The sequence below is a fragment of the Mesorhizobium sp. B1-1-1 genome (genome assembly GCF_006442955.1).
Classification (GTDB): domain Bacteria; phylum Pseudomonadota; class Alphaproteobacteria; order Rhizobiales; family Rhizobiaceae; genus Mesorhizobium.
Window position 1 is genome coordinate 88,322 of the sequence record NZ_VFWW01000016.1, and the last position, 22,479, is coordinate 110,800.

General features: G+C 59.6%; 19 protein-coding genes and 1 pseudogene. 11 read left to right on the plus strand and 9 right to left on the minus strand.

From position 1 onward, the window contains the following. Positions 1 to 307 precede the first annotated feature (307 nt). The 3 genes from FJ986_RS27575 to FJ986_RS27585 all read left to right on the plus strand — a co-directional run bounded on the left by FJ986_RS27575 (position 308) and on the right by FJ986_RS27585 (position 2,685). On the plus strand, positions 308 to 841 hold the full coding sequence (locus FJ986_RS27575; RefSeq protein WP_140499513.1) for a sigma-70 family RNA polymerase sigma factor: 534 nt from the start codon (positions 308 to 310) through the stop codon (positions 839 to 841). A 28-nt stretch (positions 842 to 869) separates the two neighbouring features. Further along, positions 870 to 1,613 carry a hypothetical protein gene (locus FJ986_RS27580; RefSeq protein ID WP_224646632.1) on the plus strand — a complete coding sequence of 248 codons (744 nt, stop codon included), beginning with the start codon at positions 870 to 872 and terminating at the stop codon, positions 1,611 to 1,613. A gap of 850 nt (positions 1,614 to 2,463) precedes the next feature. Next, positions 2,464 to 2,685: a hypothetical protein gene (locus tag FJ986_RS27585; RefSeq protein ID WP_140499509.1), complete on the plus strand. Its 222-nt coding sequence runs from the start codon at positions 2,464 to 2,466 to the stop codon at positions 2,683 to 2,685. A 465-nt stretch (positions 2,686 to 3,150) separates the two neighbouring features. Here the strand turns inward: FJ986_RS27585 and FJ986_RS27590 are convergent, their stop codons facing one another. The 6 genes from FJ986_RS27590 to FJ986_RS27615 all read right to left on the minus strand — a co-directional run bounded on the left by FJ986_RS27590 (position 3,151) and on the right by FJ986_RS27615 (position 9,138). Then, on the minus strand, positions 3,151 to 3,576 hold the full coding sequence (locus tag FJ986_RS27590; RefSeq protein WP_140523354.1) for a hypothetical protein: 426 nt from the start codon (positions 3,574 to 3,576) through the stop codon (positions 3,151 to 3,153). 809 nt (positions 3,577 to 4,385) lie between these two features. Continuing rightward, a complete protein-coding gene (locus FJ986_RS27595) occupies positions 4,386 to 5,102 on the minus strand; it encodes an ABC transporter ATP-binding protein (protein WP_140523358.1) in 717 nt (238 codons plus the stop codon). Next, positions 5,099 to 5,839, minus strand: a complete 741-nt coding sequence (locus FJ986_RS27600) for an ABC transporter ATP-binding protein (protein ID WP_224656199.1) — start codon at positions 5,837 to 5,839, stop codon at positions 5,099 to 5,101. Before FJ986_RS27600 ends, FJ986_RS27595 begins: the two co-directional genes overlap by 4 nt. Before the next feature lie 2 nt (positions 5,840 to 5,841). Then, complete coding sequence (locus tag FJ986_RS27605) at positions 5,842 to 6,828, minus strand: branched-chain amino acid ABC transporter permease (RefSeq protein ID WP_140523360.1); 987 nt, start codon at positions 6,826 to 6,828, stop codon at positions 5,842 to 5,844. A gap of 8 nt (positions 6,829 to 6,836) precedes the next feature. After that, the gene (locus FJ986_RS27610) at positions 6,837 to 7,709 is read right to left on the minus strand and encodes a branched-chain amino acid ABC transporter permease (RefSeq protein WP_140499499.1); all 873 of its coding nucleotides are present in this window, start codon (positions 7,707 to 7,709) and stop codon (positions 6,837 to 6,839) included. Between the two features lie 160 nt (positions 7,710 to 7,869). Then, positions 7,870 to 9,138 carry an ABC transporter substrate-binding protein gene (locus tag FJ986_RS27615; RefSeq protein WP_210239474.1) on the minus strand — a complete coding sequence of 423 codons (1,269 nt, stop codon included), beginning with the start codon at positions 9,136 to 9,138 and terminating at the stop codon, positions 7,870 to 7,872. Between the two features lie 675 nt (positions 9,139 to 9,813). Between FJ986_RS27615 and FJ986_RS27620 the strand changes: the two genes are divergently transcribed. The 4 genes from FJ986_RS27620 to FJ986_RS27635 all read left to right on the plus strand — a co-directional run bounded on the left by FJ986_RS27620 (position 9,814) and on the right by FJ986_RS27635 (position 13,915). Continuing rightward, entirely contained in the window at positions 9,814 to 10,623 is an 810-nt protein-coding gene (locus tag FJ986_RS27620) for an SDR family oxidoreductase (protein ID WP_140523363.1), read from the plus strand. 111 nt (positions 10,624 to 10,734) lie between these two features. Further along, positions 10,735 to 12,171, plus strand: a complete 1,437-nt coding sequence (locus FJ986_RS27625; RefSeq protein ID WP_140499496.1) for a glycosyl hydrolase — start codon at positions 10,735 to 10,737, stop codon at positions 12,169 to 12,171. 790 nt (positions 12,172 to 12,961) lie between these two features. Next, on the plus strand, positions 12,962 to 13,354 hold the full coding sequence (locus FJ986_RS27630) for a hypothetical protein (RefSeq protein WP_140555438.1): 393 nt from the start codon (positions 12,962 to 12,964) through the stop codon (positions 13,352 to 13,354). Between the two features lie 138 nt (positions 13,355 to 13,492). Beyond that, positions 13,493 to 13,915 (plus strand): hypothetical protein, encoded by a 423-nt coding sequence (locus tag FJ986_RS27635; RefSeq protein ID WP_140499492.1) that lies wholly within the window; start codon positions 13,493 to 13,495, stop codon positions 13,913 to 13,915. 687 nt (positions 13,916 to 14,602) lie between these two features. Here FJ986_RS27635 and FJ986_RS27640 read toward each other — a convergent pair. Then, positions 14,603 to 14,830 (minus strand): hypothetical protein, encoded by a 228-nt coding sequence (locus FJ986_RS27640; RefSeq protein ID WP_140499490.1) that lies wholly within the window; start codon positions 14,828 to 14,830, stop codon positions 14,603 to 14,605. A gap of 1,296 nt (positions 14,831 to 16,126) precedes the next feature. On the opposite strand from FJ986_RS27640, the gene FJ986_RS27645 reads away from it, so the two are divergent. Further along, positions 16,127 to 17,026 carry a class I SAM-dependent methyltransferase gene (locus FJ986_RS27645; protein WP_224656190.1) on the plus strand — a complete coding sequence of 300 codons (900 nt, stop codon included), beginning with the start codon at positions 16,127 to 16,129 and terminating at the stop codon, positions 17,024 to 17,026. Between the two features lie 542 nt (positions 17,027 to 17,568). Beyond that, positions 17,569 to 20,190 (plus strand): EAL domain-containing protein, encoded by a 2,622-nt coding sequence (locus FJ986_RS27650; RefSeq protein WP_224656188.1) that lies wholly within the window; start codon positions 17,569 to 17,571, stop codon positions 20,188 to 20,190. 708 nt (positions 20,191 to 20,898) lie between these two features. On the opposite strand, the gene FJ986_RS27655 is transcribed toward FJ986_RS27650, so the two are convergent. Then, positions 20,899 to 21,111 carry a hypothetical protein gene (locus FJ986_RS27655; protein ID WP_224646616.1) on the minus strand — a complete coding sequence of 71 codons (213 nt, stop codon included), beginning with the start codon at positions 21,109 to 21,111 and terminating at the stop codon, positions 20,899 to 20,901. Between the two features lie 145 nt (positions 21,112 to 21,256). Here FJ986_RS27655 and FJ986_RS30600 point away from each other — a divergent pair, with 145 nt between their 5' ends. Further along, positions 21,257 to 21,427: a hypothetical protein gene (locus tag FJ986_RS30600; RefSeq protein WP_181165432.1), complete on the plus strand. Its 171-nt coding sequence runs from the start codon at positions 21,257 to 21,259 to the stop codon at positions 21,425 to 21,427. A 383-nt stretch (positions 21,428 to 21,810) separates the two neighbouring features. Then, positions 21,811 to 22,032: a DUF768 domain-containing protein gene (locus tag FJ986_RS27660; RefSeq protein ID WP_140523490.1), complete on the plus strand. Its 222-nt coding sequence runs from the start codon at positions 21,811 to 21,813 to the stop codon at positions 22,030 to 22,032. 242 nt (positions 22,033 to 22,274) lie between these two features. On the opposite strand, the pseudogene FJ986_RS27665 reads toward FJ986_RS27660, so the two are convergent. After that, positions 22,275 to 22,473 (minus strand): annotated as a pseudogene (locus FJ986_RS27665) (transposase); the annotation flags it as partial. Positions 22,474 to 22,479: the final 6 nt, after the last annotated feature.

The window sequence follows — 22,479 nt, forward strand, 5'->3', positions numbered from 1 at the left end:
GCAAAGGGCGGCAAAAAGATCGATTGGAATGGAATAATATCGGGCACAGCTCAGTAGATGGCCCAAGAACGAGCGTGAACGGAAATGCGTGGCGCGTAAACCGATCGTCACGATGATACAGGGAGCGGTAGCGAGTGCTGGAGGGTGGCTTGCCTCTCGCAGCTTGCAGGCGGGAGGAGCACGCTCCCATCGGCCCAGCGGTTGCCTGTCCCTGTCCCTGACCGCTGGGCCGATCCTCGGGTTTTCGGCCGGCAGACGATGAGTCCGAGTTGGAAATGGCGCTCGGGCTAACGCAGTATGAGACGGGATGAAAACGACGATCGACGTCATACCGCATCTGGAGGATCTTTGGCGCTACGGCCGGGTGCTCACAGGCAACGATTCCGACGCCGACGATCTGGTGCAGGAGGCCCTCGCCCGTGCGCTGTCGATGGCGGGCGGCTATGACACCTCCAGACCGCTGCTTCCCTGGCTGATACGGATCGTTCGGAACACTTTTTTGACCGGCGCTAGCCAGGCCAATGCCGACCGACGACGCTTGGCGTCCATCGCGGACATGTCCGACACTGCGTGGCCGCCATCGCAAGAACATTGCGCCGAGCTCTCCAAAGTCGGAAGGGCGCTCGCGCGAATGCCGGCCGATCAGGCCGAAATACTCCATCTGGTTGGAGTGCTGGGCTTTACCTACTCCGAAGCGGCCGAACTGCTTGGAGTGCCGCCAGGAACCGTGATGTCCCGGCTTAGCCGAGCTCGCGCGGCCTTGAAGCACAACATGGAAAATTTGGACGATGGAGCTTCCCCTCATTTGAAGGTCGTGGGAGGGCGTTATGTGGCCCGATAATCGTGTTTCGCAAGAGGATATCGGCCGCTTGCTGGATGGCGAGCTGTCGCCGTCGCAGAGATCCGAGCTGGAAGCCAGGCTTGCCCGCGATCCGGAACAGGCGGCAGAGGTTTTTGCCCACGCGCAGCGCATGGAAGCGTTGCGCAAGTCCCAACCCCGGCGGTTGTTTCCGCCCAGCGTGAGCCTGAAGAAAGCCAGGCAGCTGGAGAGGGCGTTTCGCCGCAGGAAGATGTTCACATTGCTCAGACTTCAAGTCGCGGCCGTCGCGCTGGTTGCGATCGGGTGGTCGGCCAACTCGCTGACCGTGCCGCTTCGCCAGGGAGGCAAGACAGCCGATGAGACCTTCATCCTGGCCGCCCGAGATGCCTTGCGGGTGGCACAACTGAATGCAGGTCCGGAGACGGGCACCGAGCCGAAGCAGGACAAGATCGAGCGACTGGTTGGCGCCGTCAACGTCAGCATGCCGACCCTTCCATCGGTATGGGTTGTGAAGGATGTCCAAGTACAGCCTTGGAACGGACAGCAAAGCCTGGTCGTGACGGCCGACACACCAAGCGTCGGTCGGATCACACTTGTCGCGGCTCCGATGAACGGCGAGGACGCCGTTTCGCCGACCACAGCGACCGACGGTCGCGTCCCGACAGTCTATTGGCAATCGGGAGGCACAGCCTACGCCCTGATGGGCTCGGCCGCGCCGGACCGGCTTGAGGTGGAAGCAAAGCAAATCGAAGTGGCAACGCGAAGAAACGTCTCTGCGAAGATCAGGGGCTAAAAGGTTGGCAATGGCAGAGGGAAACATATGCGCTCAGCAATTGGTCTATGGAACTCCGTACCGTTCGTGATCAGTTGGAAAGGTACAGGTTGGACTTGCTTTGATCGGTCGGCGACGGCCAGCGCGCCGATAGCAAAGACAGAGCAATGAACGTCCTGTCATTCGAAAGGCGGTATTTTCCCGCCACGTGCCCTGTCTGCACCGGCACGGCGCTCGAGGCCGACGTCACTCTTCGCAAGATCGAATTCCAATGTGCGTCTTGCGGAGGTTTCGAGATCACTTCCGCCGCGCGCTCTGCAATGAAAGGGCTGTCGCAGGAAAACCGTTCACTGTGGTTGTCGCAAGCTAGGCAACAGGGTTCCACGATTCCGCTGGTTGCTTGCGCAAACGAGACCCTCCTAACCGACCACTTTGATGACACAGGCTGATGTCCAAGGAAGTGCGACCGCGCGGGCACTTCCTGACGGCCCGGCACCAGGCTGGGGTGGTGTCGGGCCGTTTGCATCTTGGCGCAATGAGTTCCATCCCAGGGTCCTATTCTTGATATCGTGACGATCACCATGCGCAGATTGGAAGAGTACGAGGAAATTGGTCTCATAGGGTATCCCGGTGACGGAGAGTACATCGCCGTTCTGCGAGACAGCGAGCGCCAGAACTGGCTGCTCGGCGGTGAACGGTGTGGGCTGAACGGGACCCTCCTGGCGCATCAAGCAGCGGCTCTGCCCAGGTACTACCCGCACGGATCTCGCCTCGTTCTGGTGACGATAAGAGACAATTGGATTGTTGCGCTCCGGGACTACGGCGGCGCGGAAAACAGCCAAAACGCCAACGGATGATCGCGAGAAGGGCCTTGACTGCTGGGAAGAAGGATACGGCCAGGCGGCACACCGATCTTCAGGCCGCGGCCATGCTACGTGCTTCGACGATAGCCTTTGATGTGCGCACTGAAACGGCAATTTCGGAAGTCGCCGCCGAGATGAGCCTCGATCGGTTGGAGGTCATTCGCCTTGCGCTTCGAGAATGGCTGGCGATGCGCAAAAGCCTGCGCTTTCCCTCGGACATCCCGGAGTAGTTCATCATCCCTGGCTGAGGCAAGCCATGCCGCACAGGCACGTCAAGGCCGGCACAGTCTGGACTTCTACGAGCCGATCAACGTCCTCAAGCCCGTGGCCTCGATCTGGATTGTCGATGGACCTGAAATCAGGTTCGGCGTGGGCTGGCTGAAATTCCCCTTCACGCATAACGATCCTTCGGCCGCGCTGTGGCGAGCTGGTCCTGCATTCGTCTGTGAGATCTTGCGTCTGTGAGATCTTGCCCAAACTGCGATCGGGGATCGGAATGCTGGGATCAATTCGGTTCCTGGTTGCGCCGAACTGGTTTCACCGTTGGTGCCTGCCTGATTGGAAAGCTGCTGTCTCCCCAGATATGCTGGTGGCCACCGGCACCGGCCCTTGAAGCCACGCTTCATACATGGTCGCGCCTCCATTGCGACGGTCGCGCGACATAGCGCTGCCTGGCGAAAGTCCAAGATCGGCAATCAGCTCTTGGTGTTGTCCTGAGCTACGCTGTTCGCCGGGATTGTGTCCATCGCTGCCAATTTGTCCGCACATAGATCTGCGGCGCCTGGCACATCCTTCTTCATGCCGGCCAGTTTGACCCACCCGCCATCGCTGATGAAGCTGTCTCTCTGGTAGGAAGACGTATCCTTCAGCTTGGCCAGGTTGTCGCTCGCGTTGGACGCAGTGATGAATTTTTCCACACAAAGATTGGCCGCCAGTTCAGCCTTGGCCTTGATAGCGGATGTATTCGCCATTTCCGATGCCGTCCCTGCCGTCGTCCAGCCACCGGCGGTGAAGCCGACGATCATCGTCAATACAGCAGCACCCACTAGCGACCAAAACCAAAGTGTCTTGGAAGGTTGGTATTCGTCGAAGCGTTGCGACAGTGTTCGATCGGTTGTCATAGTTTCCTCCTTTTGAGATACGCTCTTCGTTTCGGGGTGATTTCCGCAGCCGTGGGCCGACAGTGGCCGGAATTCGAGCGATCATCGGCAGGACAATGCTCCCCGGCAAGATCGATCCAGTTCAGGAAACAGGGCAGGGGGATGCAGGGTCCGATTGGCAGCACTTTCGGGCGCGAGCACGTGGGCGCCGATCCTCTATCGTCCTCACCCATCTCCCGCACTCTGGCGCCTGAGACGACGTGCTTGAGCATCCGGAAATTTCCCAAAACGGCAAGAGCGGACAAACTTCACCTCGATGCTGCATATACCGAGCCTGCCGCCAAACTATTCCAAGCTAGTCTCGATTATGTGAAGTCGCGGTAGGCTCCGTCGCCAATAGCCGGAGCTGACGACATGGCGCAAACGGCGCCCTCATAGGATTGAGGCCCCGCAAACAGCCCGGTCAACTACGTCGGCAATCAACGGGAGGTGAATGGCTGCTCAGCAACTCCTTGCCTGGAAGCTGACGATCGGATTGCAGTCCCACCGCAGTCGTCCAGTGGCAGATCAGTTGGATATCCGGCAACGTCCATAACCATCATCTTTTTTTGCTGGTCTGCGGGCATCTGATCGATCAGTTCGGCGCGCTACGGCTCCTGCTTCTCCATCTCATTCGATTGGCCGCTTCTTCAGCGGGTGTGGCGCGGATTGAGCAACCGGTTCCGCGAGGGGTAACAGAAAGGGCCAAAGGCTCTAATCGCCACTGGATCACAGTGCAGTGGCAGGTCAGGAAATAGCAATCCCCGACCGCAAGAGCAGAACTGCAAATCTCACGCTCCGCCCATATAGATGTCCATGATCTGCCGGTCGTCGTGCACGTCCTGAGGCCTTCCCTCGAAGCGCCTTTCGCCGGCCGCCAAGATGTAAAGTTTGTCTGCAATGGGCATGGCCTCGCGGATGTTCTGCTCCACCATCACGATGCCGATGCCACGCGAGGTGAGGGTGGTAACGCGTTCGAGCGTCTCAATGACCATGGCCGGCGATAATCCAGCGGAAGGTTCGTCGAGTAGAATGAAGCGAGGTTGCGAGACCAGCGCTCGCGCCAGCGCAAGCATTGCCTGCTCGCCGCCTGAAAGCGAACCGGCCGCGGTGCGCCGCCGCCGCGCCAAAGAGGGATATTGCTCGATCAGCGCCTCGATGCGCTGCTCGACTAACCGGCGGTCCGCGATGGCGTAGCCACCCATACGCAAATTTTCCATCACCGTCAGGCGTGGGAACACGCCGCCGCCCTGGGGCATCAGCACGAGCCCTTCGCGCACTATCTCATGAACGGCAAGGTTGGAGAGCGTTGTATCGCCCAGGCTCGCCCTGCCGCTCCACACCGGCAGCGCGCCGGCAATGGCCTTGAGCAAGGTCGACTTGCCACACCCGTTCGGTCCGAAGATGCAGGTGATCTTGCCAGCCTCCGCATTAAGCGAGACACCGTGGACGATCTCCTGCTTGCCATAGCCGGTGACGATGTTTTCTGCCGTGAGCGTGGCGCTCATTGCGGCCGCCCCAGATAGGTCTGCATGACTTCCGAGTCGCGAACAATGTCGTCGAACGAGCCGCTAGCCACGACACGGCCTGCGTCCATCACGATGATGCGGTCGCACACATTGCGCACAATCTCCATGTCGTGCTCGATGATCAGGAAGGTGACGCCGCGCTTGCGCAGCCGCGCGATGGCCTCGACGATAATGTTCCGGATATTTGGATGCACGCCCGCCGTCACCTCGTCGAGCAGAATGAGCGAGGCCTGGCGCATGATGACGCGCCCGAACTCCAGCAGTTTCTGCTGGCCGCCCGAAACGTCGGAGGCGCGATTGTCGGCGACATGGTCCAGCTTCAGCAGCGCCAGTGTTTCGGCCGCCCGTTCACGCGCGCCCTGCCAATGGCCCTCGGCCGCTGCTGCCAGTAGGTTTTCTATGACGGTCATATTGTCGAACATGGCCGGAATCTGGAAGGTGCGGGCAAGCCCCAGCCGCGCGATAACGTGAGTCTTTCGGCCGCCGATCTCGTGACCGTCGAAGCGGATCTGGCCGCGATCAGGGGTGACCGCGCCCGATACCAGGCTGAACAGTGTCGACTTGCCCGACCCATTAGGCCCGATCAGGCCGGCGATCTCGTGCCGAGCGACGTCCAGGGAGACACCGTTGACGGCTTTGATGCCGCCGAAATGGCGGTAAAGTTCGCGCACGACGAGGATAGGGTCGCCGCCGCCAGCCGTTCGGTCGTCGGCCACGCTCAATTGGGCTCTCCCTGGTCACCGCCGACAAGCTTGTCGACCGCCTTTTCCAGCACGGCGCCGGAGTTGCCGGCGCGCTTCGAAAACAGGCCGGCGATGCCGTTCGGCATGAACAGCACCACCAGCACGATGGCCGCGCCCAATATGGCGATATAGAAGGCGGTGTCGCCCCAATACATCCAGATCAGCCGGTTGACGACGAACAGCCCCACGCCGCCCAGTGCCGGCCCCCACAGGCTGCCCAGCCCGCCCAGCAGCACCATGACCACCATCTGGTCGGTGATGTCGCCGCCGAAGACGCTCTTCGGATTGATAAAGGTGACCCAGTAGGCGAAGATCGCGCCGAACACGGAGGCGGTGACGGCGCTGAGCACAAAGGTCTGCAGCTTGACCAGCGAAGTGTTGATGCCCATTGCCTCGGCCGCCAGTTCGTGGTCGCGCAGCGCCTTGACCTTCAGCCCAAAACGTGAGCGCTCGAACAGCGCCCAGGTGATTAGGTAGGTCAGCGCCGCTGCGGCGAACATGGCGAAGTAGAAGAAGCGCTCATCGAGAAACGGCGGCAGTCCAATTCCGCCGATGCCGCCGGTGAAGTCCATCACCGAGGCGAACTGGATAAGCACCTCGGCGAAGGCCCAGGTGGCTATGGCGAAATAAGCGCCACGCAGGCGCAGCGTCGGCGCTCCGATTATGATGGCAAACAGCGCTGTCACAACCATACCGGCGGGGACGGTGGCGAAGAAGGGCCAGGCGAGCTTGTCGCCCATCAGCAGCGCGGTGACGTAGGCGCCGAGCCCGAAAAAGGCCGAATGGCCGAAATTGATGTAGCCGGCATAGCCGCCAAGTATGTTCCAAGAGCAGGCCAGCCCCGCCCACATCAGTGCGCCGGTGGCGATACGCAGCCAATAGTTGTTGACCAGCATCGGCAGCAGCGCCAACACGCCGATCACCGCGATCAGCAGGAGGACGCCGGCCCAGCGTGGGTTCATGTCCGGTCTCACAAGCCGTGCCGCAGGATCCCGCGCGGGGATACGAGCAGGACGAGGAACAGCGTGGCGAATATCGCCAACAGTGAATAGCTCGACCCGACATAGGTCGCAACGAAGGCTTCGATGACGCCGAGCAGCAGCGCGGCGACAAGGGCACCGCCGACGGAGCCTAAGCCGGCAAGCACAGCCACGAAGAATGCGAACAGCGTATAGCGCAGGCCGACCTCCGGATTGACTGAAAAAATTGCACCCATCAACACACCGGCCATGGCAGTGATGCCTGCATAGAGTCCGTAAACATTGGCGCTTAGGCGGCGGATGTCGACGCCCATCAGCGCCGCGTTCTGCCGGTTTTCGGCCGTCGCTCGGATCGCCAATCCATAGCGGGTGCGGTAGAGGAATATGAACAGTCCGCTGGCGATGGCGACCGCGAACACCGCCGCCGCCACGCGGATCAGCGGCACCGTCAACGGGCCGACGGCGAGGCTCTCGCCGCTCAAGGCCGTCGGAACGCTGTGGGTATTGAAGCCCCACGCGGTCAGCATGCCGCCGCGCAGCAGCGTGAACAATCCGAAGGTCAGCGCCAGCGCCATCAATTCCGGCCGCGCCGTGCGGCTGTTGCGGACATTGTAGAGGATCGGCCCGATCAGATAGCCGATGGCGCCGAACAGCACGAAGGCGACCGGGATCGCAAGGAATCCGTCGACGCCCAGTCCAGCGGCCATGTAGTAGCCGAGATAGCCACCCAGTACGACCCAGCCGCCCACGGCGAAATCGATGACGTGCAGCACGCCGAAAGCGAGCTGGAATCCGATCGTAAAGGTGGCGATGACGCCGCCGATCAGAAGGCCGTTCAGCAAGGTCTGTAGGAAAAGATCCAAGGTGCAAACCGTCCCTCAGTAGGCAAGCGAAAGAGCGGGAATGCCATGGCGAGGCGAGCGCGCTCAACGGCATGGTCCGTCATTTTCCGCGCACGCGCAACCGTGGTTCCGCCTGGCAGAGTGATGGCGACGAGGCCGCCCACACCCTGTCCAAAACCGCCTATTTCCAGGCCGGCAGCGGGTAGGTGAGGTCTGCTGCCGCGGCTTCCTTCGGCCCCACCGCCACGGTCTTGCCACCCTGAATCTGGATCAGCACCGGCACCGGCTGGACGTTGTCGTGGTAGTGGTTGCCTTCCTTCTCGAACTTGATCGGCCCATAGAAGGTCTGGATGTCGGTGGCGGCTATCGCGTCCTTCAGAGCCACCCTGTCTTCGGGCGTGAGCGCCGGCTTCTTGCCAAGCCGCTTGACGGCATCGCCGAAAACGAGTCCGCTGGCCGCGCAGGCCGCTTCGGTATAGTCGGGCTCGTGTCCAGACTTCTTTTGCGCCATCTCGGCAAACTGCCTTGCGGTGCCGAAGACGTCGTCCTTGTACGGCACCGATGGCAGCCACACGGAGACGCCGCAGGTGCCGTCGGCGTCAGCGGCAAGCGCCTGGGCAAAGGCCGGGTCGGTGACGCCATAGTGCATTATCAGCGCCTTGGGCCGGAAGTTGAGCGACTTCGAGGTCTTGACGACGTTGATCAGCGGCTCCTCATGGCCGCCGACGGCGACGATGTCGGGGTTGAGCGCTGCGATCTTGGAGATGACCGGGGTCAGGTCGCCCGAGGCCGGTACCAATTCGTAGGCGACGAGTTCCAGTCCGGCTTCCTTGGCCCCGTCGCGAAAACCTTCGCCGGTTTCCTTCGAGAAGGGCTCGTTGACACCAATCACTGCAATCGTCTTGGCCGCTGGGTTGGACAGTTTCGCCAGTACGGCCAGCGACTTGCCTGCGGTGGTGTCGACGGCCGGGATGATGCCGAAGTTGAATTCCGGCTTGGCCTTCCAGACGTTTGGCGATTCCGCGGAGCCGGAAATCATTGGCACCTGGTACTTCTGGCAGATCGGCTGCACGGCGATGGTCGAGCCGCTGGTGTAGGGGCCGAACAGCACATCAACCTCGTTCTGCACGATCAGGCGCTCGGCGGCATCGGCTCCCGTCGCCGGGTTGCTCTGGTCGTCACCGTAGAACATGTCGACCTTGAAACGCTGGCCGGCGACCTCGACGCCGCCCTTGGCGTTTATGGCCTCTGCCCAGAGATCGTAACCGCGCTTGGTCAGGTTGCCACCGAGTATGTTCTCGCCCGACAGCGAGGTGATGACACCGGCCTTGAAGGTCGCCACCTGCGCGCGTGCCGTTCGCACGAACGGTATCCCCAACGTGCCGGCCGCCAAGGCGACGGCGCTGCCGCCGAGGAACCGGCGGCGAGAAACTTTGCTTTTGATGGACATCATTCAACTCCCTTTGTCCGACTGTCAGATTGGAAACCGATGATGTTCTTGTTCATACCACAAGACGCGGTTGTGCGGCCAGGAAGATTGCCTCACGAGGCGGCTTTGGGTCCGAGCGGTCTTCGCTGGATCGAAAAGACGGAGAGCTTTGCGGGAGCTACAGGAGGGTTGAGGATGAGAAGGACGGTTCACACCGAGCAAACGGGGTGGCGCCCAGGCTGAAGGAACGGGCTGGCACGACAGGCCGAGGTTCTCGTAGAGCGTGACGCTCCCGGCGCTGCTGGAAACGGCGGTCGCCGAATGGTCGATGCCAAGACAAGTTTCGCCGTCTGATCGATCGCCCGCTTGAACTTCAGCACCTTGTCCGGCGCGCTGAAAGACAGAAACAACACGCCCAACAGGCAGCGCACAGGGAACGTGGCGAGGATAGCGGGCGTCGGATGCTTTCTTCGGGCTCCGGCTGAAGTGCGCGCTCGGCGCGCTCCCGACTCAGTCTTACATTGGAGCGTTGGATTGGTTCGCAAGCCGCGATCACATTCATGTTCCTGCGCGTTACCGCATTGTAATGGCGCCAGCCGGACCTTTTGGTCCGCGGTTGCGTTTCATGGGAGCCGGCTGACCTGGCAGTGGCGATAATTTTAGTTCCAGGCGAGCTTCTTTTCGAATGAGTTCTCCATGTCCGATCACAAGCCTCTGGCGCGGCAGAAAGCCATCGTAACGGGGGCTAATTCAGGCATCGGCGAGAGCGTTGCCGTTGCGCTTGGCCGGGCGGGCGCCGACGTGGTGGTGAACTATGTCGAAAACGAGAACGCCGCGAACGCCGTCGTGGACCAGATCCATCGGGCCGGCAGCAAGGCGATCGCCCACATGGCCGATGTCTCGATGGAAGACCAGGTTCGAGACATGTTCGAGCGCACGATGCGCGAGTTCGGCACCATCGACATCCTTGTCGCCAATGCCGGCCTGCAACGCGACTCGGCGTTTGCTGACATGCCTTTGGCGACCTGGACTAACGTTCTCGGCGTCAATCTGACCGGCCAGTTCCTTTGCGCCCAGGCTGCGACACGCGAGTTCCTGCGGCGCGGCGTGGTGCCGTCCGTCTCGTGCGCGGCCGGCAAGATCATCTGCATGAGTTCGGTGCACCAGGAAATCCCGTGGGCAGGCCATGCGAACTACGCCACCTCCAAGGGCGGCATCAAGCTGCTCATGGAAAGCATGGCGCAGGAGCTGGCCCCCAGACGCATCCGCGTCAACGCCATCGCGCCCGGTGCGATACGCACGCCCATCAATACCTCCGCCTGGGATACGCCCGAAGCGCTCAAGGGCCTGCTGACGCTGATTCCGTATGGGCGGATCGGCCTGCCGGAAGACATCGCGCGGGCAGCCGTCTGGCTGGCGTCCGACGATTCCGACTACGTTGTCGGTACCACGCTTTTCGTCGATGGCGGCATGACGCTCTTTCCTGGCTTTTCGACCAACGGCTGATCGGAATGGACGGCGGTCGGCGATGCGAGCTTCTTCCCTCGATCGCGGTGGTCAATCCCACACTGACAATCATCGCCAACGCGCGTCGTGTGGCGGATAGGAGCGGCTTACATGACGGCGACATTTTCATGTGACCTGAACGGACTGGCGACGGAACTGCCGCATTTCTGGGAACACACGATCGGCAGTGGGCACGCCACGCTCGGCCTGCGCGCAGACTGGCAGGCGCAACTGAAGCGGACGCATGATGAGCTCGGCATGCGCTATGTCCGCTTCCACGGCATATTGTGCGACGAGATGGGCACGCTGATCGGCGAGGGCAACACATTGTTCTATTCGTTCTTCAACGCCGATCTCATCTTCGATTATCTGCGCTCGATCGGTATGAGGCCGTTCGTCGAATTGAGCTTCATGCCCGTCGCCCTGGCGTCCGGCGACAAGACCGCCTTTCACTACCGCGCCAATGTCACGCCGCCGAAGGACTACGCGCAATGGGCGGTGCTAATCCGCAAACTGGTGAGCCACTGGGTGGGCCGCTACGGCCTGGACGAGGTGCGCCAATGGTTCTTCGAGGTCTGGAACGAGCCGAACCTGACCGCCTTCGGCAGCGGCAAGCAAAGCGACTATTTCGAGCTTTATCGCTATACCGCCGAAGCCATCAAAGGCGTCGATAAGCTGTTGCGGGTCGGCGGTCCGGCGACGGCCGATAACGCGTGGATCGAGGATTTCCTGAATTTCTGCCGGACCGGCGACCTGCCCGCCGATTTCGTCAGCACGCACCATTACCCGACGGACGATTTCGGCCAACCAGGCGACGACACCGAAGCGCAGCTCGCCGCCAGCAAACGCAGCGCCCTGCGCGACGAGGCGCGAGGCGCGCGCAAGCAAGCGGGCGACGTGCCCCTCTATTATACCGAATGGTGCACCTCCTCGAACCCGCGCGATCCCTTGCATGACGACCCTTATGCCGCCGCGTTCATCGTCAAGACCGTTCTGGAAGCGAACGGACTGGTTGAGGGATACAGCTACTGGACCTTCTCCGATATTTTCGAGGAGAATTATTTTCCCTCGCTGCCCTTCCAGGGCGGGTTCGGACTGTTGAACATCCACGGCATCGCCAAGCCGGCCTATCGTGCCTTTCAATTGCTGCATGGCGCTGGCACCGAGATGCTGCCGGTCGAGGGCGCTCACGAGACGGTCGACGCCTGGTTCGTCCGCGGCGACGGCGCGTCTACGCTGATACTGACGAATTTCGCCCTGCCGCGCCATCCGATCAAGACCGAGGAGGTGTTGTTCACGCTGAAAGCCGCGTCGACTGCGACCACGGCTTGCGTGCAACGCATCGACGCCGAGCACGCCAACGCCAAGCGCCGCTGGGAAGAAATGGGCAAACCCGAATATCTCGACGCGCCGACCGTGGATAGACTCAAACATCTTTCGGAGCTTCGCAGCGAGCCGGTCGCGAGCAAGAGCGAGGCCGGTAGCTTGGTCCTCAAAATTGCGCTGCCGCCGCTATCGGTCGCCGCCATTCGTCTGGCGAACACGTAAAGCCGAGGCCCGCTTTCGGAGACGTACGCTAGGCCGGCCGCTTCACGACGCTGACCACTTCTCTGGCTTGCATGAATTCAGGACGGCGTCTCGCGCACGCTGACCGTCCTCGGTATGGTTTGGCTTGCCATTCAAATCCATTGCCAGGTTGGCGTGGCAGCAAATATGCACGCCCCGTTCGGGTTCGGGCTGAACGGGGATTTTCGTAACGTGATAGCCTTGTCGTCGGAAACTTGTGGGGATTGGCGCCTTTAGGTCGCCAGAATCGCGATAGCTGTGGCATCGCTCGTGACCGCCTGGGGTCGACATCTGGCGCGCCTTGCCAGGTGGTTTGAATCGGACCGCCCAAACCCGACCAAAGTCTGATTCCGAAGCGCAAAGGTCTGAAGCGTGAAACAACGCAGGCGAGGTCACATTAGTAAGGCGACCGCCGATCACCAGTCCCTTCATCGCCGGTCGATTGAGTACCCGCTTCATGTGGCGGGTACTAATATGGTGGCTTGGCCGGCAGCCTGGTACATGATTTGTGTTCGCAGCGGTTTTGGTGAGTGTTCCTTGTTTTCGGCAAGCCGTTGTAGCCCAAACGACAGGCTCGATGGTGATCATGCTGCCCGTCCATACAATCGGCCCCGCTCTGAATGGCTGACTGCCAAGCGACATGGCTGACGAAGAACGGCTGGTCCTTAAGATCCTACAGGCCGGCACCCAAGAATTCCGCCGGCGTCGGCATTGAAGTGACCCATCAAATGTGCCTAGATTGGACAAACATCGCTGGGGAGGAATGGCGATGATGGCCACGCAAACAGATACCACTCGAATGCTGGTCGAGGCTGCGCGGTTGAGTGTTCGGCGTACCGGACTGGAGATTGACGAACTTCACCGGAGCCTGAGCTTTTCCCGGAAGGCCGTCGAAGCCTCGCGCCAACTCTTGAAGCGCCTTCATGAGCAGCAGAAAGATCGCCAGCCGGGATCGTGCTCCGAATTTATCGGGCAGGCGGCAAAGGCACCGAGCGACATCTCCGCATTTGATTGCGACATTCTGCGCGAAGTGTTCAAAAAACTGGTTTTGGAAACCAAAGTGCCGGAAGACAAATGGCGCGATCTGGCTACAAGCCTGATCGTGGAATTTACCGACCGCAAACAGATCGAACCCGCCTTGATAAACTGGATCATCCGCAAGTAGGCACTGCCGCCGTGGAGGGTTGCCAGCCCCCTCTCTCGTCGCGAAAAGTTGTTCGGCGAATCTCGCTGGCTGAACTTCAGGTCCTGCTTCGTCACTGCGTGCCCCTTAACGCCGGCCTTGCCGATCTCAGGCACCCGCATGAAGGAACTGCTTCTCGACCGCCCTAGTATCGCGCTCGCCTTCTGGTGGAACACGCTTCAGGATGAAGGGCTGTTGCGCGAACGCATTATCGATGAGGGAAGGCGCGACGCCTTTTCGCGCATTGGATTTCTGATATATGAAATTTTCGTGCGCATGCGGGCTTTCGGCGACATTGTTGACGAGAATTTTGAATTCCCGATTACCCAAGTGGATCTGGCGGACGCGACAGGCCTCACACCTGTTCACGCCCGATATACCGAGACCTGCGCCCGCAAGGACAAAGACAGGGATAACCGAGAGGCCATCGTCAAAGCTCCCCACAAGACGAACAATTGGGATCATGGTGCGGTCTATGTGACGGCGACGCAATCGGCGTTGAGTCGGAGCAAGGCGTGGAATAGGCAACGCCAGGGCAAATGAACGCGTCGGCCAAGACATGAAGCAGAGATCGACGATCTGCGGCGCAAGGGGCTCGTCATTGGCATAGCAGCCTAGCGGTTATGCTTTCATCCGCTAGGAAAGCGCGCGGAGCGCAGCGGCATTCTTGACTTCCGGCGAACGTCGGCAAGTTCGTCAAGCAACCGCTATATGATCCCTGCCGAAGCATGGAACGATTTCGAGCTGGCGATGTTGGACCCTCGCACTGTTCCCATTCAGTGCTGTGTTCCCGCTGATTGCCCGCCGCCGAAAGGTGGCGGGCTTTTTTAGCATCGTGGAACATACCTCCACCTTCGCAGTTTATAGCGTTCCGATTGCTGCGTGTGGGGAAATCATGAAGCGAGACTTTGCAGACCTGTGCGCTTGGGCGAGCGCACGGGGCGTTACAATCTACCAGCGTTCAAAGACAGTATGGATCGCGGCTGGCGGCTATCGAGGTCGCGATTTGGAAGTTAAGGGGCGGTCGCCAGCTATTGCCCTCGCACTATGGATTGAGGCTACCCGGTACCGAGGCTCGATGTATGGCTGTTCTTAGCAAACAATTTGCTCGCACCCGTGCCGAGCCAAGGTGGCCGGCGCCCTTGTTGCGGGGGCGGGTGGGATAAGCCTGCCAGCCGCGCGGTGCAGCCTGGACCCTACAGCATGCCCACTACACGGGCAGGAGGGCACCTACCCCACCATCCGAAGCGGCATGTCATGACGGGAAATGATGCGTTCGAGTTCGCCTTCGTCCTCGATGCCGGCCTGAAACAGCGCCATCAGCTCACATGCTGCGTCGTTGGCCATGGCGGAATCCAAACTGCACCGTCTCTCTGAACAATACTGGATAAGAACCCGCTGCAGCAGTTCGAGATCGGTTGGATAAATGGCGATGTCTGCTGGATGATGCATGCGCATGCTGTGGTCCTCCGCAAGCCGATGCCTTTGTTCAGCAGCTTAAGGGGAGCCGCTGAGCACCCCCATCGCATCCTGCTCCTGCGCCGTCATTTAACTATGATATGCCCGCCCTGGATCTGCCGCCACCAGCCACGTCGCGGCTCTGTTTCCCGATCTTGTTCGTCGGTGGTCAACTAGTGCTCCCGAGGCATCGATCCCGCGCCGCAGGGAACACTTCCGCCAAGTCGAAGTTCGGCTTCCACAACGGAGAACCAATATGGCGGCCACTCGAAATTCAAACGACAATCGCATGCCAGAAAAGATGCTGCTCGGTACGGTGGAGATATCGCGCAAGCAAGCGGAGGATGAAGTCAGGGCACGACGCAGGTACAAAATGGCGAGGCGGGCTCGGGAATCAAGGCGAGGCCCGGCCATGCCTCGCATGGTTCTTGACGGACGCCACTAGCAGACCGCGGTTGCAGCCGCCTGGATCGACCTCTCTATCTAAGAGATGTGGCACCCTCGGCACCCGCGACCCGGCAGATCGGCACGACCTTTCACTTGGCAATATTCAATTCCCCAACTGCGATGCCGAACCTCCGAGCACCATAGGTTTCAGGGGATGCGCATGCCGCCGTGGGGCGTGCCAGGGTAGAGGTTGGTAGCCGCGGGGACGAACTGGGCTCGCGTTGCGGAACCGGGGTTCGTGTTCCCGAGACGACATGCTGAGTGCAAGTTCCGGGGATGCTGCCGACTTTCTCGGCCCCCCAGAAGGCGAAGACCGCAGCCTTCGCGTGGTTCCTGCTGTCGGATGCTGCTGCAGATGTGACCGGCAGGCAATACGTGGTCGATGGCGAGTTAACGATGCTGTAAACCGCGATCGCCGTTGGAGCTCTGGTAGCGTGGGCTGATCGACGGGCGGCGAGAACCGTGCCTACGCTGCCCGTTCAGATCCGAGCACTTCCGTTGCCGACTTGCCGAAATCGATCATGTGATGCTCGTTGGCATGAGGGGCACTCAGATGGGCTGTTGATGAGGCAAACCGACCCGATCCGATCAGGTCCGCGCGGGTCGTCGCAGACGAGCGGAAACTGTTCCCTCGTTAAGCATGCAGCTGGCGCTCTCTTCCGAGCTTGCAGAACTACTGCCAGGCGAGCGGTCGGCAACTGCCTGCATCATCATCAACTCAGTTCGAGCAACCTACACCTTCCCTCAGACCCCGCCGCTGTCTCCGCGATTATAGGCTTCGCGAACTGGCACATCGTCCGCCGACCTCAGATTGACGCACGGCCCTTTCGCTGCAAAGATATTAAGCATTTGTTTACCAAGCATCAGCAAGCGCTGACGATCGGAGGGGGTGTGGAATCGTTTCTGGGTACGAACCGCCTTAATTGGGATGATCGGGCCGAACTGCATTCGACTGACACAACGGGCAGCTACCAGATCGAAAACGTGCTGGCAGGGGGATCCAATCTCTATGAGCTTGAGACGAGCGAGCTCGGTAATATTGTCGGCAAGGATATCATCCATCTACAATGTCACATTGGGCTCGACACGATCAGCTTGAAAAATCTCGGCGCGCGCAGCGTGACCGGCCTCGACTTTTCACCGACTGCCATCGCCGCTGCGCGGGATTTCGCTTCCAAGGCAGGCACTGATGTGCGCTTCGTGGAAGCGCCGCTATTCGAGGCAGTCGAAGCGCTTGGCCGGACCTTTGACGTCGCTTACGTGACTTGGGGTTCGGTAAACTGGCTCGACGACGTGGGCCGGTGGGCGCGAGTGGTTGCCGATCTCCTGCGACCCGGCGGTCGGCTCTATATGGCTGAGGGCCATCCGTTAATGTTCCAGTGTGATCGCAAGGCCGCGGCACTCGAGTTGAAGCACGACTGGCGAACACCCATAGCTCAGCCGCTCGCCTGGAACGAGGAACTTACCTATACCGGCGACGACCGGCGCTTGAAGCATCCTCGCTACTATGAGTGGATTCATCCCATCAGCGATGTCGTGAACGCCCTGATTTCAGCTGGGCTCACGCTCGATTTTCTGAATGAGCATGACACGGTTTCGTGGCAGCACTTTTCATTTGCGGTGAGGGCCGGCAAGAATATGTACGGCTTGCCAAAGAACTCTCCCAGGATTCCGATGGCCTATTCCATCGGCGCGACGAAGCGGAGCGTCGGTATGATCCCATATCTCGCTGCTCCTAAATCCATGTGACGGTATGATCCCGCTTAAACGACTGTCGCCTGCGATCAGGATTCTTTCCGAGCACAGGGCTCTTGCTACGACGCGCAGTCGAAGGCACCCGCCTGCCGAGCACCGGCTGGTCGGGCTTTCGACGGCGATCTGGTTTGCTAGGCGAACGCCCTCAGCTTGAGCGTAGCCGTTTCTAAATCTTGCGTATAGGCCAGCCGCGCCGTGTAGCGCGGCTTGTAAGGGGTTGGCAGCAGCCCAGGTTCGTGCCGTTTGTAGCCGTTTCGCCTGTCTTCTCTGATTGCGGTCAGGGCAGGTGACGAAGTCGCTTGTCGACGATTCCCATCAATATCAGTGTTGTCATCGGTGTCGTCGGCAGCGTGAAAACGTCGAGGGGACCGGCGTCGACCCGAGATGACATCACCGTCGGAAGTGCAAAGTTTTCAGAAGTGTGAAGTCTAAAATTAAGCAATCAACGCTAGTATTGTAGCACGAGTCCATCCGAACACCGGAACCACACAGGGAGTTCGACCCCATTGCCCCTTTTCGGCGCTAGGTTCGGCGGGATGAAGGATGCCGTTTTTTCTTCGGTGAATATTCCGGCCGCCATGGCGGTCTTGGTTATTGCCATCAGCGCAGCGTATGCGGACCATCAAAACAAAATCGTTTCGGACCAAGCCGCCCGCGCGGATGTCCTGGTCAAGGTAAATCTAATTCGCGCCAAGCTAGAAGGTAACATCAGCGGAAACCTCCAACTTGTGCATGGACTGGTCGCGACGGTCGTGACGGAACCCTATATGGGACAGCAACGCTTTGCTTCTCTCGCGAGAAACCTGTTCAGCGAAAACTCACAATTGAACAACATTGCCGGCGCGCCCGATCTGGTCGTTTCCTTGTTGTATCCGCTGAAGGGCAACGAGAAGGCGATGGGCCTCGACTACCGCAAGGATGATTGGCAACGCAAGGCCGCGCTAAGGGCGCGAGACGAGCGCAAGTTGATTCTTGCCGGCCCCGTCGACCTGAAGCAAGGAGGCCAGGGCTTCATCGGCCGTTTTCCGGTTTTCGTGTCGAGTGCGGGCAACAGTGAAAGATTTTGGGGCATCATATCCGCGGTCGTCGATGTGCAGCGCCTTTACAAGGCGAGCGGCCTGTTTGACGATGATCTCGGGATTGATATCGCGCTCATAGGGAAAGATGCCCTTGGCCCAAGCGGAGTTCAATTTTTTGGCTCTGCAGACATCCGCAAAAGCAATCCGGTGACGGCCGAAGTTCTGCTTCCGTCCGGTTCGTGGCAGATCGCAGCCGTCCCCAAAAACGGCTGGCCTTCGACCCCCAGCAACGCTTGGCTCTTGCGTACCATCATGGCCGCGGCCGGGGCGCTGATCCTGATCCCATTCCTGGTAGCAGGTCGGCTGCTTAGTGAAAGGCAGCGCAATTATACGGAACTGCGTCGATTGTCCCGACGCCTAGAACTTGCTCTGGAGGCGTCAGCCATTGGCGTTTGGGAACATGATCTCGCGACCAATGACCTGTCGTGGGATGATCGCGTGAACGAAATATATGGCAAGCCCAGCGATGGAGGTCCTCGCGGCTATTCGGATTGGGCGGGCGCAATTCACCCCCTGGATCTGGCCCGCGCCAACGCAGATTTCAACAGTGCTGTGGCCAGCGGCGGAACATATTCGTCGGAGTACCGGATTGTCCGTCCAGGTGGTGAAATTCGTTACGTCCGATCCAAGGCCACCATATACCAAGCCCCAAACGAGACGCCCAAGATGATTGGCGCGGAATGGGATGTAACGGCCGACGTCCTGCTCAACAGCGACCTGGTTCGCGCAAAACAGCTGTCGGAGACGAAAAATGCAGAACTCGAGTCTGCCAAGGCGCGCATAGAGCATATCGCACTTCACGACTCTCTGACGGGTTTGCCCAACCGTCGTTACCTCGACCAGGTACTGAAAGACTTCGTAGCAAAAGCTAGGCGAGACTGCGGTCATGTGGGCCTGCTTCACATCGACCTCGATCGGTTCAAGCACATCAATGATACACTTGGCCACGCCGCGGGTGACGCGATGCTGGTTCACGCATCTACCGTGCTGCGATCCAAGGTAGGGGAGGGCGGCTTCGTCGCTCGTATTGGCGGCGACGAATTCGTGGTCCTGTGCACTGTGCAGCATACTAAGCAACTGGGGCTGCTGGCTGACGACATCATCAGCAAGATGAGCGAACCTGTTTACTACCACGGCCACCGCTGCCGCTTTGGTGCTAGCGTGGGGATTGCAGTCGAGAACGACAATGACATCGAAGGCAAGCATCTGCTGGTGAATGCCGACATCGCGCTTTACCAGGCAAAGACGCGTGGGCGCAACCGATATGATTTCTTCACCGAGGTGATGCAAAGCGAGATCGTCGACACGAAGCGGATTGCCGACGAAGTTCTCGGCGGCCTGGAGCGCAATGAGTTCATAGCCTTCTACCAGCCTCAATTTAATGCAAAAACCCTCGAAATCGTCGGCGTCGAGGCGCTTGCGCGATGGAGACACCCAAAGCGGGGAATTTTAGCGCCGGATGCCTTCCTAAGGATTGCCGACGAGTTAAATGTCGTCTCGATGATCGATCGATCCATACTGAATCAATCACTTTCAGATTTTGCAAAGTGGTCCAATGCAAATCTCCATATACCACGGGTATCGGTCAACGTTTCCGCGCGACGTCTTCATGACGAAGAACTCATAAAGAGCTTAAGGAAATTAGATATCAAAAAGGGAACGGTTTCGTTCGAGCTTGTTGAGTCTATTTTCCTGGATGGCAGCGATGATTTGATTGCATGGAACGTCAATCAAATAAAGGAACTCGGCATCGATATAGAGATAGATGATTTCGGCACGGGCTATGCCTCTATAGTCAGCCTGCTCAAGCTACAGCCCCGCCGGTTGAAAATAGATCGGCAGCTGATCATTCCAATCGTCAAATCTCCGCAACGAAGGCAGGTTGTGTCGTCGATCATTGAGATCGGCAAGTCCCTGGGTATCGAGATTATAGCAGAAGGTGTCGAGACGATGCAGCACGCACGGATGCTTGGAGATTTGGGCTGCGACATACTGCAAGGCTATGCCTTCGGCCATGCGTTGGATTCCGAGGGACTACAACTCTTTGTTCGGTCTCGGCGCCTGCGCGCAGTCAGCTAAGTGTCAGACGCGGCCCGGGTTAAATCGGCGGGCGATATCCAACAATGCTGCGCCATAGCTTTAACCCTATCGACCAGTTTGCCGGCAATTGGGATCACCGGATCCAGCGCGGGTGGCGGTTTTCCTCAGTGGACCCACGACAGGCTGAACAGGGCCGGGCTGTGGCAATGCGGGCGTCCACCCGCGTCTATAAAAGAGCTTCTGGCATCTCCAGACGGGGACGCTGGGCCCTTTTCAATGCCTTTCCCGATATCCGCCAGCAAATTGCCGAAAACCCGGAACTCTAGCCGCATCCGAGTGTGCGGGTTCGCGCCACCCCGCTTGCGCCGTGATGTAATCGGCGTCGACCAGATTGCAGGGCTCCTCAGTTTGCGTAGGCGGCAGCCTTTCGCCTCTTTTGCAACGAGCAGGTTCTGGCGGTCATTGCTTCTGATCCGACAATAATCCGCGTAGTTCGATAGTTAATCCGCGGGCATCGATGGCACGCCGTCCATGTTCTGGCGTCAGGTCGGGTGATGCGCGGCGATAGAGCTTCGTGTTGGCCGCGCTACTTCTCATCGGGGGATGCCTTCGCTGCCAGCGAGCGCGGCTCCTTCGGCCATTCCCAATCAGTTCCAGGAGTATGTCCTTGCCGTTCTCCAAACGGATTCCAGACGGCCAGGACGCGCGGTCAAACGGCCTCCTACCTCGCCCTTTATTCACGCCGCTTCATTGAGCTTTGGGCTTAATCAGGTCGCGAAAAACATCAAACCAGAAAAGAAAATCGGCCGTCCGCCCAGCGAAATGTGCTTCCATGGCGCAGTAGACCACTGCCGTTGCCGCGTCTGGGCCATAGAGTTCCCGGGCCGCACTTGCAGCAGCAACTAGGTCGGCGGTATCCGAAAGCATTAGGTCGCGAGTTGCGTCGATCCTTGAAGTCATTTGGTAGTTCTGTGGCGGTGATGCGTCTCGTCAAGAAGGGCGGCCCAAATTCGTCAATACAATCCGCCCGCTTGCTCCGGCCGGCGGTTTTTTTTGCCTGGCGAAACCAAACCAGCGCTGCCACGTTCGGCCGTAGGAGGTTTCGATGGAAGATGACGGCAGCGAACGCGAAGACGAGGGCATGCGGCTTCTTGCTCGGCGGCTGGCTAAAGAAGTCGGCATCTCGGAACGCCAGGCGCGTGACCTGATCAAGCTCATCGGCCCCGATTGGAATTCATTGCTGCGGGAGGCGAGGTTTTTGAGAGACCGCAACTAGGGACGTCAGGTGTTCAAGCAATACGCGGTTCGCGGCCAGAAATCGCCGGTATGCCGACGCGAGCAAATCGCCAGGCGTGCTGTTCTCACTGACCCGGCCTTAGCACCTCCTGCAGGTCGGAGCCGAAGGCTGAAAAAGGCGGTTCTTTCGCTGGAGTGAAAAATTGAATGTGTGGCAGCCATGGCAAGTTATTTTCCGCGAAACGGGATTAGCGGAACCTAAGATCTCCCCGCAGCTTGTTGCGGAATGGACGATCGAACCAAGCCTGAAAAGGTGGTGCCTCCGCCGCCGCCCGGATGGCAGAACGGCAGGGGCATTTTGATAGCGGTCTCAGCGGTTGTGGTTGGGGCTTGCGCGCTGTTCATCTGGTGGTTGTTTTCTCGATGAGCACGCGTGGAACCAACTTCCTTCACAAATGGATATCAAGCAACGTCCCGGAAACAGTCGGGGCGGATGTCACCTCGGTTGCCCAACTCACCCAGAAGCTTTTTTCGGATGCGAAAGCGGCTGGCATCAGCAGCACAGAAATCGAGGAAGATACCGTCAGTTTGTACAACGCAATCCTCGACGCAATAGTACCCCATGAGGCCGGCATGGCGGATTGAGGGGAACGTCCGAATCTCTCCGCCTCATCGCCTGATCAGCCGTCCTTGCCGCTCGCGGTTCAAGCACCTGTGACCGGGCTTCTCATGCCAAAAGAGAGCTGCCGCAGGCCGCGCATGGCCACCTCCCGCCGCAGGTCAGGTGAACAAATGGTCCTCTTCGCGGCCATGTTCCCGGGACTTGGCGGGCCGAGACCGGACAGCTTTGGCGCCCGCGCAATTTTTCTGCCTCAAGCGTGTCGCGATTAATCGGCCTCATATCCGGCCGCTTTGAAGAAGTTTCTGCATTCGGCTGGCTCGAACAGGTGGCAGATATCGCCGAGAGCCTCGCAAAGCGTGTCGAAGGTTCTGGCCGCCTTCTTTCGCAGGTGCGCCTTGAGTTTTGAGTAGGCCATCTCGATCGGGTTGAGGTCGGGCGAGTATGGCGGCCAGGAACAGGAGCCAGGCGCC